The sequence below is a fragment of the Dyadobacter beijingensis DSM 21582 genome (assembly GCF_000382205.1).
GTDB lineage: Bacteria > Bacteroidota > Bacteroidia > Cytophagales > Spirosomataceae > Dyadobacter > Dyadobacter beijingensis.
This window is the reverse complement of sequence record NZ_KB907787.1, coordinates 1,483,709-1,498,462: the sequence shown is the minus strand read 5'-3', so window position 1 is coordinate 1,498,462 and position 14,754 is coordinate 1,483,709. Positions and strand designations below refer to the sequence as shown.

At 50.1% G+C, this 14,754-nt stretch carries 12 protein-coding genes; 4 read left to right on the top strand and 8 right to left on the bottom strand.

All coding sequences use genetic code 11. The annotated features are described in order from the left end of the window. Position 1: 1 nt before the first annotated feature. Positions 2-697, top strand: a complete 696-nt coding sequence (locus tag H144_RS0113550) for a GIN domain-containing protein (protein ID WP_019942614.1) — start codon at positions 2-4, stop codon at positions 695-697. A gap of 36 nt (positions 698-733) precedes the next feature. Here H144_RS0113550 and H144_RS0113545 read toward each other — a convergent pair whose 3' ends face one another. The 5 genes from H144_RS0113545 to gnd all read right to left on the bottom strand — a co-directional run bounded on the left by H144_RS0113545 (position 734) and on the right by gnd (position 5,573). Then, complete coding sequence (locus H144_RS0113545; protein ID WP_019942613.1) at positions 734-1,567, bottom strand: SPFH domain-containing protein; 834 nt, start codon at positions 1,565-1,567, stop codon at positions 734-736. A gap of 5 nt (positions 1,568-1,572) precedes the next feature. Further along, positions 1,573-1,749, bottom strand: coding sequence for a hypothetical protein (locus H144_RS34590; protein ID WP_019942612.1), 177 nt, complete (start codon positions 1,747-1,749; stop codon positions 1,573-1,575). A gap of 167 nt (positions 1,750-1,916) precedes the next feature. Beyond that, complete coding sequence (gene pgl / locus H144_RS0113530) at positions 1,917-2,636, bottom strand: 6-phosphogluconolactonase (protein WP_019942610.1); 720 nt, start codon at positions 2,634-2,636, stop codon at positions 1,917-1,919. Positions 2,637-2,639: 3 nt separating this feature from the next. Continuing rightward, the gene (zwf, locus tag H144_RS0113525) at positions 2,640-4,148 is read right to left on the bottom strand and encodes a glucose-6-phosphate dehydrogenase (protein WP_019942609.1); all 1,509 of its coding nucleotides are present in this window, start codon (positions 4,146-4,148) and stop codon (positions 2,640-2,642) included. A 12-nt stretch (positions 4,149-4,160) separates the two neighbouring features. After that, positions 4,161-5,573, bottom strand: coding sequence for an NADP-dependent phosphogluconate dehydrogenase (gene gnd / locus H144_RS0113520; protein ID WP_026350676.1), 1,413 nt, complete (start codon positions 5,571-5,573; stop codon positions 4,161-4,163). A gap of 175 nt (positions 5,574-5,748) precedes the next feature. Between gnd and H144_RS0113515 the strand changes: the two genes are divergently transcribed. Next, complete coding sequence (locus H144_RS0113515) at positions 5,749-7,875, top strand: alpha-galactosidase (RefSeq protein WP_033402502.1); 2,127 nt, start codon at positions 5,749-5,751, stop codon at positions 7,873-7,875. Positions 7,876-7,973: 98 nt separating this feature from the next. Here the strand turns inward: H144_RS0113515 and H144_RS0113510 are convergent, their stop codons facing one another. Together H144_RS0113510 and H144_RS0113505 are read right to left on the bottom strand one after the other, a co-directional pair. Further along, positions 7,974-8,699 carry a hypothetical protein gene (locus H144_RS0113510; protein ID WP_019942606.1) on the bottom strand — a complete coding sequence of 242 codons (726 nt, stop codon included), beginning with the start codon at positions 8,697-8,699 and terminating at the stop codon, positions 7,974-7,976. Between the two features lie 227 nt (positions 8,700-8,926). Next, positions 8,927-9,766, bottom strand: coding sequence for a transglutaminase family protein (locus H144_RS0113505; protein ID WP_026350675.1), 840 nt, complete (start codon positions 9,764-9,766; stop codon positions 8,927-8,929). 268 nt (positions 9,767-10,034) lie between these two features. On the opposite strand from H144_RS0113505, the gene H144_RS0113495 reads away from it, so the two are divergent. Further along, positions 10,035-12,278 carry a glycosyltransferase family 4 protein gene (locus H144_RS0113495; protein ID WP_019942603.1) on the top strand — a complete coding sequence of 748 codons (2,244 nt, stop codon included), beginning with the start codon at positions 10,035-10,037 and terminating at the stop codon, positions 12,276-12,278. Next, positions 12,275-13,285 (top strand): glycosyltransferase family 4 protein, encoded by a 1,011-nt coding sequence (locus H144_RS0113490; protein ID WP_019942602.1) that lies wholly within the window; start codon positions 12,275-12,277, stop codon positions 13,283-13,285. The genes H144_RS0113495 and H144_RS0113490 overlap by 4 nt, the downstream gene beginning before the upstream one ends. Here the strand turns inward: H144_RS0113490 and H144_RS0113485 are convergent. After that, on the bottom strand, positions 13,282-14,754 hold the full coding sequence (locus H144_RS0113485; protein ID WP_019942601.1) for a glycoside hydrolase family 130 protein: 1,473 nt from the start codon (positions 14,752-14,754) through the stop codon (positions 13,282-13,284). The two genes, H144_RS0113490 and H144_RS0113485, sit on opposite strands and share 4 nt — an antisense overlap.

The following is a 14,754-nucleotide window of genomic DNA, read 5'->3' as shown; positions in this document are numbered from 1 at the left end:
CATGAAAACCAGCAATATCCTGTTAATCATCACATTATCCGTATTCTTCCTGGTCACATTGTCATCCAATTTTATCCTGAAAAACAAGTTTGACAAAGTTGATAAAAACGACAGGTTTCACGGGTATTCGAAACATCCGGTAGGCGCGTTCAAATATGTTCATCTCAAAGGAAAAGGCTTTGCATTGACCGAGATCCAGCAAGGTACCACGCCCCAGATACGGATGATCACTTTATCCAAATACATTGAATACAAGAACGTGGGCGACACATTGGTGCTCAATTACAAACCGGATTGGAAACAAATGTACACCGGCCGCGATGCTTCCTACCTGGCCGCTTCCATTTACATCATTACCCCGAAACTGGAAGGGATCATTAACGACAGCATTCAGACTAAGGTCAATGGTTTTAAGTTCGATAGCTTGACGATCAGGCAAAATGGCGATGCGCTGATAATCCAAAATAGCTCTGTGAGCAGTTTGAAAGCGAGGATTGCCCACAAAGGTTACCTGAGATTCGACCAGCGCAGTCGCGTAGAGACCGCCGATATCGACATTATCGACCAAAGTACATTCAATACGGAAAAGGATATTTTCGGCGATGTTAATCCGGTGATAGACAGCGCCGCATATATCAGCTTACCAGGCAGCATGCTCAAAAAACTGATTAAGAACAACAAAATAACCCCGAGGTAATCCCGGGGCTGTCGTTGATCAGTTTCAAAATTCGGGTTACTTCACGCCCAGCATCAGACTCGTACTGCCGCCTGCATTTGTGGTCGGCAGTACGCCGTTCCATTTCGCAACCCATTCCTGCTGGATCAATAGAGGGGTTAATGTCTTTTGTCTCAACTGGTTGGCTTCCGCTTCCGCCCTGGCCTTGATCAATGTCGCTTTCGCCTGGCCTTCCGCGCGGGCGATGATTACTTTTGCTTCGGCTTCCGCTTGCTTTGCCTGGTTTTCAGCTTTCAAACGGGCCTGGATCGAGGCGTTCTTTTCGTCGATCATTTGCCGCAGAGACGGCGGCGGCGTGATGGCCGAGGTGAGTTGGTCGTATACGAAGCCGTCCTTGCCCAGTGTTTTGGTCAAAACATTCTGCACACGGTCTTCGAACACTTCCCGGTTGGACATGACGCTGTCGGACGTGAACGAGTTGGCCACGATACGGTACGCGTCGTAAATGGTATTTTTCATAAAACCCTGCTGGATTTCCGCTAACGGTCGTCTGTATTGGCGGTAAATCTGCGGCACTTTCTCCGGGTTGATGTGATAGTTCAGCTTCGGATCGACCTTGAACTCGGCGGCGTCTTTGGTGGTAATTACAAATGACTCGTAGTCAACACTCTGCGTATACGTAGGGAATTCTACAATCTTGGTCGTCCACGAATTGTACCAAACCCGGCCGGTGACAAGGGTGATGTTGTCGACGCCCTTTTCGCTGCCGTAGAGGTTAATGCGGATACCCACATTACCGGCATCGATGTTTTCGAACGAAAATGGCTGGATGGCCAGCCCCATGATGATGAGTATAAATGTGACGATACCAATGATAATTTTTCTTGTCATGTCGATTATAGTTTAGATTTAAATTGGTTGATCACCTGTCCGAGAACAGTACAGAGGAAATAGAATGCTGCCCCGATAATCGCCAGGCCGCTGAAAACGAGCAGATCGGACTGGGCGTTGACGAGCCTTAGCGCGTAGGTTACCACGATGACAACCGCCGCGATTTTCAGAATGTGTATCATGTGACCGAGGTTTGTTTTACGTAAAATTAATACGCGGGGTAGTGAGCGACCGTTAGATTTTATCTAATGGTTCTGCGCATTGTTGAACGCTTCAAAAACCCCATAAACAGCACAAAGCGCGCCGACGGATCGGCGCGCTTTGCAGCATTGGAATAACAATATAAAGCTTAGAGCGATGCAGCCGCAGCCTCGTCGACAAACCAGTGCAACTCACCTTTAACAGGCTGGATGATCTGCGATGGATAGAGGTCTACGTTCTTCTCTCCTTTCAAAACCTGCTTCAACACCTCCGCTTTACCCGCTCCGGCTGCCAGGAACGCCACGCAAGCCGCATTGTTCACGACCGGGGCCGTCAGCGTAATGCGGTACATGTCCTGCGCTTGGAGGAAGAACGAGGTCGCGAGTGCGTTTTCCTCGTGGATCACCTCCGTTCCGGGGAAAAGCGATAACGTATGACCATCATCACCCATTCCAAGCAACACGAAATCGAAAGTCGTTTCCGAGCCTTCGAAATAGGTTTTAAGAATCTTCTCATATTCGGCAGCCGATTCCGCGGGCGTAATGTCCGTGCGCATAATATGGATATTTTCAGCCTTGACGGGCACTTTATCCAGCAATTCATCATAGCACATTTTGGCATTATTCCGCGCGTCCTCAAACGGGACCGCACGCTCGTCGCCCCAGAAGAAATGCAGCTTCTCCCACGGAATCGATTCTTTGTAAGGCGATTCGGCCAGCAATGCGTACAATGCTTTCGGCGTACTTCCGCCCGACAGTACAAACGTGAAACGGTCCTGCTTCGCAAGCACCTGCTGAATGTAGTTGTTAATCCATTCAGCAAGGCTGGCGCTCAATGCTTTGGTATCCTTCTCGATATGCAACTCCATCGCTTACGGGGTTGGTGGCAGGTTAAGCCAGGTATGACCGTCGCGGGCGATGAGTGCATCGGCAGCGTCCGGCCCCCATGAGTCTGGCGCATAGTTCGGGAAGTCCTGCGGCGGGCGGTTTTCCCACGCTTCGAGTACCGGCATGATCACGCGCCACGCGGCATCCACCTGGTCGTTACGCATGAACAGTGTCGCGTCGCCTTCCATTACATCCAAAAGCAAAGTTTCGTAGGCTTCCGGTGCGTGTTCGCCTGCTACGGCATCGTAATCGAATGTCATGTCCACCGGATCGAGCATCATCGTTTGTCCAGGGCGCTTGGCCTGGAAGCGGATGCTGATGTCCATATTCGGCTGAATACTGATTGTCAATCGGTTAGATCTCCATGTTTCAGCCGACTCCGGCGGAAATGCATAGTGCGGCGCCTGTTTGAAATGCAATGTGATATGGGTCGCCTTCTGGTTCAGGTATTTACCGGTACGAACGTAGAAGGGTACGCCCTGCCAGCGCCAGTTGTCGATGTAGAACTTCACAGCAGCGAACGTATCGATATTCGACTGCGGGTTCACGCCTTCTTCCTGGCGGTAACCGACCACTTTCTCACCTTTTTTCCAACCACCCGAATATTGGCCGCGAACGGCGAAATCGTGTACCTGTTCTTTGGTGATCCGGCGGATCGCATTCAGCACATCCACTTTTTTATTACGGATCTCGTTCGCATCGAACGATACCGGCGGCTCCATCGCGATCATACACAGGATTTGCAGGATATGGTTCTGCACCATGTCGCGCAATGCACCCGCGTGCTCGAAATAGCCTCCGCGGCCTTCCAGACCCACTGCTTCGGCAGCGGTAATCTGAATGTGGTCGATGTAATTGCGGTTCCAGAGCGGCTCGAACAAGGCATTGGCAAAACGCAGCGCAAGGATATTCTGAACCGTTTCTTTCCCTAAATAGTGGTCGATACGGAAGATCTGCTCCTCGGCGAACATGCTCGAAAGCAGCAAGTTCAGCTCGTGGGCACTTTCCAGGTCATGACCAAATGGCTTTTCAACTACAATCCGCGTAGTGCTTTTCTCTCCGCAGAGCTTCAATGCACCCAGTTTCTGAGCGATGGAAGGCACAAGCTGAGGCGCTACGGCGAGGTAGAAAATCACATTGGGATGCACGCCCCATTCTTCTTCTTTTTCCTTAACGAGGTCGGTGATCTTGTGGTAAGCTTCCGCGTCGTCACCGTCCATTTGCAGGTACGAAACGTGCTGGGTAAAATCTGTCCAATGGCCATTCTGCTTGCCTTTGCGCCGCGAGAACTTCGTTACACCGTCGAGCAAATGCTCATGGTATTTTTCATTGGAATAAGCGCTCCGGCCGATACCCGCGATGGCGAACTGATCGGGCATCCAATTGTCCAGAAACAAGTTATAGAGAGCGGGTGTGAGCTTCCGGTAGTTGAGGTCCCCGCTTCCTCCGAAAATAAAGACGACCGAGGCAGGGGGACGTTTATTGCTTTGCATAGAATTTCTGATTTATTGTTGACCCCATTCAGTATGGAAAGTACCAGGGATATCGGTACGTTGGTACGTATGCGCCCCGAAGTAGTCACGCTGCGCCTGGATCAGGTTCGTTGGCATGTAGGCTGTTTTGTAGGCGTCGAAGTAAGCCAGGGACGACATCAGCGCAGCCGCCGGAATGCCCGACTGGGCGGCATGGGCGATCAGTGAACGCGTATTACCTTCCACTGACTTAACCAATGCGGCTACCTCTTGGTTCAACAGAATATTGGACAATTCCGGGGTTTGCTTATAAGCATCCGTAAACACCGAAAGCAACGACGAACGGATAATGCAACCGCCTCTCCACACGCTCACTACGTCCGTCAGCGGGATATCCATCTGCAAATCTTTCGACGCCTGGAACAGCATCGCGAGCCCCTGCGCGTAGGCGAGGATCGTGGCAAAGTACAATGCATCGTGCACCTGTTGGATGAGCTCCCCGGTTTCGGCCGAGATAGGCTCGCTGGCTCCGTACAACCCGGCGGCTACAATCCTTTCGTCCTTATAACCCGACAGCGTACGCATTGCCACGGCGGTATCGATCACCGGCACGGCCACGGGCAGCTCCATCGAGTCCTGCGACGTCCATTTACCGGTACCTTTTGACCCGGCTTTGTCGGAAATCACATCCACCAGATCGGCATCGGATTTATCGTCTTTTTGCAGGAAAATATCGGCGGTAATTTCCACCAGGAACGATTGCAGGTCGCCTTCGTTCCAGCTTTTGAATGTCTCGTGCAATTGCTGGTTGCTCAGGCCGGCTTTTTTCAGGATCGCGTACGATTCGCTGATGAGCTGCATAATCGCGTATTCAATACCATTATGGACCATTTTTACATAATGGCCGGCACCTTCCTTGCCCAGGTAAGCCACGCAAGGCTCGCCGTTCACCTTCGCCGCAATCGCTTCCAGCATGGGTTGTACGTGCGCGTAAGCCTCCTTATCGCCGCCCGGCATGATGCTCGGGCCGGTGCGGGCGCCTTTTTCCCCACCGGAAACACCGATTCCCATAAAATGGATGTCCTTTTCACGAAGGTATTTCACGCGGCGGAGCGTATCTGTATAATGGGAGTTTCCTCCGTCGATGATCACGTCGCCTTTTTCAAGAAGAGGTAAAAGGGATGCGATGACGTCGTCGACCGGCTGGCCGGCTGGTACCAGCATCATCACCTTGCGGGGACGCGCCAGGAGCTGGATCATCTGGGCGAGTTCCGAAACGCCCTTTACCGTAGTGCCCGGGGTGGCACTTGATTCCAATGCAGAATTTTTGGTTTCGTCCTTATCGAAACCGATAACGGAGAAACCATGATCAGCCATGTTCAGTAACAGGTTACGCCCCATTACGCCCAGACCGATCATTCCAAAATCGAATAAGTTCTGTGACATATATTAAACGTCTTGAATTAAGAAGCTGCAATATCAGGGTTTTTCAAAGACCAGCTCACATCTTTGTTGATTATCTGTTTAAAATTTAAATTGTTCCCGGTATTTTATTAAATTAGACATTACTATGGTCATTTCATAGTCAGTTTAGTAGTAAATTATAACTATACACATAACTATGTACTACACATTTATCCGGGTCGCTATTCAAGCGGCCTTGCACATGGCTTTGCTGGCCATTCTCGCCTCCTACCAGGCGTTTTCGCAAGATTCGCTCATTGTTAAAAACCGCTTTCTGGAAAGAAAATTCACGATTGGCGATAATTCTTTCCATACTTCGCGCTTCCAGCATCTTCTGACGAACAAAGATTACAGCCGCCCTGGCTCGGAGGAGTTTTATTTTACAATTAACGGTACACCTGCGAGTAGCAACGGTAAGAATGGATTATTTAAATATACCAAACACACCGTCTCCCGGACCGATGACGGCATCCAGCAGGTAAGGGTCCGGCTGACTGGAAAACCGGGCACGGCCGCCGAAAATCTCATAGTGGATTTAAGCTATGAAGTATACGATGAACTGCCGGTAGTCCGCAAGCAGATCAGCATTACCAATCTGGGGCCCAAGGCCATCGCCATCGCCGATCTGGAAGTGGAGCGGCTGAATCTTGTTCCTGTATCTTCACAACAAAGTGAACTCTACACGAACTACGGCTCCCGCTTCGCCTGGCGCCCCTACACGGGCGACCACCACGATGCGGCAATCTTTGTGTATAATAACTATGTTAAAGAGGGCTTCATCCTGGGCAACGAAGCGCCCAGCATTCTCAAAAAAACAGAAGTCTACACCGATCATCACCGCATATCGATCGGCATGACGGGCCTGACCGATCATTATCCTTTTAAAAAGTGGATTGAACCAAAGGAAAAGTTTGACAGTCCGCGGACATTCATCTGCCTTGTCAAATCCCAGAAATGGGAAGACGCATTCGAAGGCCCCTTCGCGGACTTCATACGTACACGCCTGGGCGTGAAATTGTTCGAGCGGAAGGACATCCCCTTTACATTCTACAATACGTGGCGGCCTTTTTATACCAATATCAATGATACGCTCGTCACCCAGCTCGCCGACGGCCTTGAAGGCACCGGCACCGACCTCTTTATCATGGATGCAGGCTGGGAAAACAATTATGGCGATTGGGAACCGCATCCGAAACGTTTTCCGAATGGATTGAAACCCATTACCGATCACATTAGAAAAAGAGGAATGAAACCTGGTCTCTGGATGGGCCTCGCATCGGTCGACAAAAGCAGCAAGTTGTTTCAGCAGCACCCCGAATGGACCATTTATGACAAGAATGGCGAGCCGGCATATCTGCACGAAGAAATGAAGGGCCGTGTGACCATGTCACTGGCTTCGGGTTATTACGATTATATATTGGAGAAGATCAAACGACACGTGCGCGAGAACGAGCTTGCGTATATTAAGCTCGACCTCGCCATCGCCAACTCCGCTTACGTGCTTGATTATTCCAAAAAAGGTGATTACAAATTCGAAGGTAAAAGCCACAAAGACCGCGAGAGTTCCTATTACGCCATTTACGAAAAAGCATTGCAGCTCTTCGACGACCTGCACAAAGAATTCCCGGATCTGCTCGTCGACTGCACGTATGAAGTGTGGGGTGAGTACTACATTAACGATTACGCATTGATCGAACACGCCGATTACGACTGGCTTACCAATTACGACGACGATGCGCCGGTAGGCCCGATCAACATCCGCCAAATGGCTTTCGACCGCGGCCGTGCCATTCCCGTCGCCACAAACCTGATCGGCAACCAGTTTATGGATTCGCCGTATTCGCAATTTACCTTCATGTCTCTCGCGTCGGTCAAACCGATCCTCGTCGGCGACACGCGCAAGCTGCCGAAAGAGCTGAAACCCTGGTACCTGAAATGGAATACATGGTTCAAAATGATGGACCTCAAATACCAGTTTACCCGCTTCACTTACGTTTCCGACGTTTTCCAGCGCCCGACGATGAGCAATTGGGACGGCGTTTACAAATTCAATAAGGAAAAACAGGGCGGCGTCCTATTCTTTTTCAGAAACGGATCGGTAGAAACGAAACGGACATTTGCATTCCCCCTCGCCGAGCCGGGTAATCGCTATCGCCTGTATTTTGCGGAAGACGGGAAAGATGCAGGAATTTTCAGTGGGAAGGAATTGATTGAAAAAGGCATTGAAGTCCAGATTGGAACACAATTTGAGGCGAAAGTTTTGGGGATTGAAAAAGTGGATTAACCGCCAGACTCAAATAGCTTCCTATTGATTGCATGGCTTGATAATGACAATAGCTACCTGAAAGATAGCTATTGTCATTATTCGGCACGGATAAATTCTCAACTCCCTTTTTTACAAAAGACACAAATACCGGGGATAATTTTAGTTCGGAACATCAATTTCGCTTCCGCCCGATCTCTGTAAAATGTGTAATTGTAGGGCGCTTGCTGCAACTTTTTCGAAGTTTCCACATTCTGAACGAGCAGATAATAATCCTGCGTCAACCCATAATCGATGTCATCACCGGAATAACGCGCATTCCCGACGTAGTTGTAGACCGTGTTATAAGTGTAAGTGCCGCCCACCGGGATATCGATATTGACCGGGGTAAGATTTTCATCCGCGGGAACAGGAAAATCTTTGGTAGTAGGAAATTCAACCTCGCCGGGATAAACCGCGAAATCCTGCCGCAGCAAATAGCTTTTGGATGCAGAAGGAGCCGGCGCGATCCGCTTGATCGTCACTGTCACATTAACCGGAATAAAATAGAACATGCTCAAATAGCTGCGAATCCACCGTCCGGTCTCCACTTCTTTAAGTTCGATCGTCGGGTTGCTGCCAGGCGTGACCGTGCCGTAACGCACCGTATCGCCGATTCCGTACCGTACCTCGAAAAACTCCGCTTTTACAAATTCAAATTCGCAATTGAACGCACGCGGCGTACCATTCACACGGTTGCAATTCGTCACAGGGTCGGGAACATGGTGATCCTGGCAGGAAAATGCCATGGCAGTGAAAAAGACGACCGAAAATGCGATCAGTCGTAAAAAGGAATAGTGTTTCATTTTTCAATGTTTTGATAGTGCGCAGACAAAATAATCAAATTTTCGAACAGGGGCACGTCTAATTAATTTACGGTTACATTAAATCAATTACCGTAATTAATGCCGGGGCGGATTAATCGCTATAAGCAGACCGGGAAAGTATCGGTTGCAGCCAGAAGGTAGGGGATTGCCAGATTTCCGTTACGACATCGACGGTCCTTCGCGCGGATAATAACCCGTGTTGTTGCCTAATGATTTGTCAATTCAAATTGATAGGTCATTGAAACTGAGCAGAGCTCGGTTAATCCTTCTACCGGTGCCACCTGCTCGGGACCGGGGCCAATCGCAAGCGCAATATGGCCTTCACTGGTAAACAGGCCTGATGTTGTGTCCAATCCAACCCAACCAGCCCCGGGTATAAAAACTTCCGCCCAGGCGTGCAATTCAACAGCGTCGCCGGAAACGGTATCCAATTGGATCAAATAGCCCGATACAAACCTGCTTGCCAATCCTAGTCTGCGCAGCACCTGGACCATCAGCCAGGCAGAATCGCGGCAAGAGCCGGTCCGGGCCTTCAGGGTCATCTCGCATGATTGGACGCCTTGCTCTAATCTATGCACGTATCTGATGTGATTGCAGACTTGCATGTTAAGCTTCACCAGGAAAGAGAGCGTTTCACCATGAAACTTTTCGGTGCATCCAACGAACGCGGTGAGGGCAGAACTCCTGTCTACAATTTGCAAATAAGGTAGCAGTGCATTTTTAACGATGGCAGGATACAGAAATGGAAAGCGCTGGGACTCATCGTCGACCAGTACATCGAAAGGATTGAAACTATTCTGTTTGATGTCCAGGGTAACCTGTACAGACATGAAATCTGTCCTGTCGGTGAAATCGGCCCGCACCATTTTATTGCCGTAAACGTCGTGTTGCCAGTATAGCCGATTGGCAGGCTGCAGCACAAAACTGTATCCTTCGATGAGCGCATGGGAATCGGGCTGCGGCGTCAGGCGGAATCTGTGCGGGGACAGAAGTACTTGATGATCGTAGCGGTAGTCTATCCGATGCCTGACTGAAATGCACTTCATCTAGTCGACCTTCGACTTGGTATCCCGCTTCTCCTTCTTATCCGCGCGCTTTTCTTTCAGATTTTTGGCAGGTTTTTTCTTGTCGCTTTTTTGCTGGCTTTTTTCTGTTGACATGATTTTTAGTTTTTTGTAAGGTAGGTCCTTTTGCTTGATATTCAACATGTTTTGTGAATCACAGAGATTCCCGAAGTATTTGGCCGCAGCTGAAATATTCGCGGGTAATGCCGTTTAATTAGGTTACCTTAGAAGAAATCAACAGACGGCAGAAATGAAAATTGCATTTATAGGAACCTACCCACCCCGTGAGTGCGGAATTGGTACTTTTACCCAGAACCTATTTCATTCAACCGTCGGAGAGGAAGCCCTGGTAGGTGGCTCGCAAGGCTTCGTGATCGCGATAGACGACAACGGCCTTCATTACGATTATCCCAAAGAGGTGAAGCTGGCCATCAGGCAGGAAGAGCAGACCGATTACCTGGAAGCGGCCAACGTCATTAACCTAAGCGGGGCCGACGTTTGCGTCCTGGAACACGAATTCGGCATATTCGGCGGGCAGAACGGTATTTACATCCTGCCGCTGTTGTACCGGCTCAAAATTCCGCTGATCGTGACATTGCATACCGTCCTGAAAACACCCTCCTACAATCAGAAGGCCGTTATGGTCGAGATATGCAAAATAGCGCAGTCGGTTGTTGTTATGAGCCAGACCGCAGTCGATATGCTCTCGGATGTCTATCAGGTGCCCGCGGATAAGATCGCCCGGATCGCGCATGGCGTGCCGGATATACACTTTGACCAGCTTATGGCCAAGAAGGAGTTCAAACTCTCCGCTAAACAGGTCCTGTTGACCTTCGGCTTTATCGGGCGGAATAAGGGGATCGAGACAGTGTTGAGGGCCTTGCCGGAGGTAGCGAAAAAGTATCCGCAACTTGTTTACATTGTGCTTGGTAAAACACATCCCAACGTAGTCAGGCATGCCGGGGAAGAGTACCGCGTTTTCCTTGCAGGCCTGGTCAAACAGCTGGGCATCGAAAAACACGTTGTGTTTTTGAACGAATTCATCGGTCAGGCCGAACTATTCAAGTACCTCTCAGCCTCCGATATCTACATCACCCCTTACACCAGCGAGGCCCAGATCACCAGCGGGACACTTTCCTACGCGATCGGCGCTGGTAATGCCGTGATCTCCACGCCCTACTGGCATGCGGCAGAATTGCTCGCCGATGGCAGGGGGCGCCTTTTCAATTTCCACGACTCGCCGGCACTGACCGAAATACTGCTTGAACTACTGGACCATCCCGAGCAAATGCAGCAGCTCCGGAAAAATGCATTTGACTATGGCCGCGAGATAACCTGGCCGAAAATTGGGGAAAAATATCTGGAATTGGCGGAGGCAATAGCGAAAGTCGGACTGGAAATAGAATCGGGCAACCCGATGATTCTGGACCCGCTTACGCTTCCGCCGTTCCTGCTCGATCATGTGCAGCGTCTCACCGATGATACCGGCATTATTCAGCACGCCAAATACGGGATCCCCAATCTGAAAGAAGGGTATTGCCTGGATGATAATGCGAGGGCCTTGCTGATGGTGCTGATGACCTACAAAAGAAACAAGCATCCGCTCGCCCTGAAACTGTCGCCCACCTATCTGAGCTACATCAATTACATGCAGACCCAGGACGGCATGTTCCGAAACTTCCTGAGTTTCAACCGGAATTTCCTGGACGAAGTCGGGTCGGAAGACTCTTTTGGTCGTACGATCTGGTCATTGGGCTATCTGCTCGGGAATGCGCCTAATGACGCCTATTACCAGACCGGCCGTGAAATTTTCTTTGACGCCGTGCCAAATTTCACAAGTCTCAGATCTATCCGAAGTATTGCCAACACCATCGTCGGAATATGCCATTATCTGAAAAGCAATCCGACTGACGAAGGAATGATCAAAATATTGGAGGCGCTGACGGGCAGGCTTCTGATGGAATATGATGTTCACCGCAGCAATGATTGGCAATGGTTTGAATCGCTGCTGGCCTACGACAATGCATTTTTGCCTTTGGCGCTGCTGCATGCGGCTGAGTTTTTGCACGATCCACGCGTACTGGAAGTAGCGATAGAAAGCATGGATTTCCTTTCGGATGTGACGCTCCGTAATGGGTATTTGTCGGTTGTAGGCAACGAGAACTGGTACAGCAGAGACCGCGAGCAATCTATGTTTGCCCAGCAACCGCTGGATGCACTTGCGATGGTATTGATGTTCCACCAGGCATTCCGGCTTACCAATGATCAGGCTTACATTCAGAAGCTATATACCTGTTTCATGTGGTTTTTGGGAGAAAACGACCTCCGGGTAAGCCTTTACGATTTTGAAACAAAAGGCTGCTGCGACGGGCTGGAAAGCACGGGCGTGAACCGAAACCAGGGAGCTGAAAGTACCTTGGCCTACCTGATCTCCCATTTGAGCGTGCTCGAAGCATTTGAAGAAGTCACGAAGATGGAAGCAGAACTGGTATGAGAGTGGCTTTACTGTCATCGATCGCATGGCGAACGCCACCCCGGCAATATGGCCCGTGGGAACAAGTAGCATCCTATCTGACGGAAGGGCTCGTCGAGAAGGGGGTGGATGTAACGCTTTTCGCCACAACGGATTCGGTCACTACCGCAAAATTGGAGGGCTCCTCCCCTGCTCCGTACGCGGAAGACAGGAGCATCGATCCCAAGGTGGCCGAATGTCTGCATATCAGCCATTTGATGGAAAACGCCTCACGGTTCGATCTCATCCACAATCATTTCGATTTTCTCCCATTAACCTACTCGAAGCTGATCCGCACACCGATGCTGACAACGATTCATGGGTTTTCTTCTCCGAAAATCCTGGATGTCTACCGGAAGTATAATGGATCATGTTTTTACGCATCCATCAGCAATGCCGATCGCAGCGATGAACTGGACTACATTGCCACAGTGTATAACGGCGTCGAAGGGAAGGATTTCCCTTTCGAGCGAAGCCCACAAGATTACCTGCTTTTCTTCGGGCGTATCCATCCAGAGAAAGGAACGCTGGAAGCTATTCAAATAGCCCGGGAGTCCGGGAAGGTGCTGCTGATCGCGGGACTGATTCAGGACGATGCCTACTTCGAGCAAAAGATCAAGCCCTGCATCGACGAAAGATCGGTCTTTTACATTGGAAATGTCGGGCCATCCGAGCGCAAGACTTTACTGGGCAAGGCGCTCGCGCTGCTTCATCCGATTCAGTTCGACGAACCCTTCGGCCTCAGCGTGGCTGAATCGATGTTTTGTGGCACGCCGGTAATTGCCTTCAATCGGGGCTCGATGTGCGAGCTGATTGTCCATGGAAAAACCGGGTTCCTCGTTCATACTATCGATGAAGCCGTTCAGGCTGTCAAAAAGGTTACACAGCTCGACAGGCAGGAATGCCGCCAGTGGGCGAAAGCGATGTTTTCGAAAGAAAAGATGGTTGACAATTACATGAAAGTCTATGAAGAAATACTCCGCCGTTAGTTTTTATCGCAGAGGAGGTCTTTTAACAATTCTTCCAACTCCACCACGGCGTAAGTAGAAGCATAGTCGGAAGTGGCATAAGGAATAATCAGGCTCTGATTATGCACAAATGCGCCGCAGGAATAAACTACATTCGGCACATAACCATCGCGCTCGCTTGCGTTGGGGATCAGAAGGGGTTGCGTAAGGCGTCCTATCTCATTTTCAGGGTTTTCCAATTCAAACAGCGATGCCCCAAGCACGTATTCTCGCATCGGCCCTACCCCGTGGGTCAGCACCAGCCACCCCGCTCGCGTTTCTACCGGCGAGCCACAGTTTCCAATTTGAACGAATTCCCATGGAAATTTCGGTGTCTGGATCAAAATGGCCTTTCGCCAAATGCTGATATTGTCCGAATAGGCAATGTAGTTGTTAACGCCGTCGATACGGCAAAGCATGGCATATTTACCATTGATCTTACGGGGGAACAGTGCCATTCCCTTGTTCTGCGCGATCTCTCCGTGAAGAGGCAGTACTTTGAAATGGTAAAAGTCGCGGGTAGTCAACAGCTTGGGCAGGATATTAACTCCGTCATATGCGGTGTAGGTGGCGTAGTAGGTCTGCTCATGCTTGTCGTCGGTAAAGCAAACGAACCTGGCATCTTCGATACCTCGTTTTTCCGTATCTGCGATGGGAAAGATCACACGTTCTGAGATGTCGGTATCCAGGGAAAAATCCATCTCGTAATGCGACGAGGCCAGCCACATTACTTCCCGTAGAAACAGCGAGCCGGCAACATCCATTCCCGGTAACCTGCTGATCTCTTCCGCATACCGTTTGAGCTCTTCATAGGTGAAGGTCTCCGTCAGCTTTGCTTCAATCGCCGGGTATGCGGGATTATCCAAATCCTGCATTTCACTCAATTTTGCCAGAAACGACTTTTTCTTATAGATGTGGTTCCGCACATGCTCGGGAGAGTCGAGCAACCGGCCAGGGGTATCGACGGTAATATCATTGTTTTGGTTAATGAGCGCGGAGCGGAATACAATAGACGAAATATGCCCTTCCCCCGTGGCCCGAAAGCTGAGGATAACCCGCGTTTCGCCGGGTTCGACGCCTGACTGGTCGGGATCGGCCACAATGGACGGGTTGAAAAAGGCCGCGGCTTCGATGGAATATTCCATCGTGAAATAAGCGCCAATGAGCAGGCGCTGCTTGGTTTCCAGGTCGTGCGGGTCTATTTTCATGGTTTTAAGCAGGACTTCCAGCTTTCGAAAATGCCGCTCGAATACCTTGAGAATATTCCGGTGCCGTTTAGCATACTTTCTCAGGACATTGTTCAGCTGCCGTACCTGGCTCCCCTCGTCAAGAGCGAGAATGATCGATATCAGCTCCCTGCTTCGATCCTCGCCGTTATATAGAAATCGCGCGATGACGCGGCTGGAATCAGGTTGAAAAATAGTGTCTTTCCGAATGAGGTGTGCGGCCAT

Coding starts and splice junctions, on each gene's coding strand:
- H144_RS0113550 (WP_019942614.1), top strand. CDS start 2: ATGAAAACCAGCAATATCCTGTTAATCATCACATTATCCGTATTCTTC.
- H144_RS0113545 (WP_019942613.1), bottom strand. CDS start 1,567: ATGACAAGAAAAATTATCATTGGTATCGTCACATTTATACTCATCATC.
- H144_RS34590 (WP_019942612.1), bottom strand. CDS start 1,749: ATGATACACATTCTGAAAATCGCGGCGGTTGTCATCGTGGTAACCTAC.
- pgl (WP_019942610.1), bottom strand. CDS start 2,636: ATGGAGTTGCATATCGAGAAGGATACCAAAGCATTGAGCGCCAGCCTT.
- zwf (WP_019942609.1), bottom strand. CDS start 4,148: ATGCAAAGCAATAAACGTCCCCCTGCCTCGGTCGTCTTTATTTTCGGA.
- gnd (WP_026350676.1), bottom strand. CDS start 5,573: ATGTCACAGAACTTATTCGATTTTGGAATGATCGGTCTGGGCGTAATG.
- H144_RS0113515 (WP_033402502.1), top strand. CDS start 5,749: ATGTACTACACATTTATCCGGGTCGCTATTCAAGCGGCCTTGCACATG.
- H144_RS0113510 (WP_019942606.1), bottom strand. CDS start 8,699: ATGAAACACTATTCCTTTTTACGACTGATCGCATTTTCGGTCGTCTTT.
- H144_RS0113505 (WP_026350675.1), bottom strand. CDS start 9,766: ATGAAGTGCATTTCAGTCAGGCATCGGATAGACTACCGCTACGATCAT.
- H144_RS0113495 (WP_019942603.1), top strand. CDS start 10,035: ATGAAAATTGCATTTATAGGAACCTACCCACCCCGTGAGTGCGGAATT.
- H144_RS0113490 (WP_019942602.1), top strand. CDS start 12,275: ATGAGAGTGGCTTTACTGTCATCGATCGCATGGCGAACGCCACCCCGG.
- H144_RS0113485 (WP_019942601.1), bottom strand. CDS start 14,754: ATGGCCGCACACCTCATTCGGAAAGACACTATTTTTCAACCTGATTCC.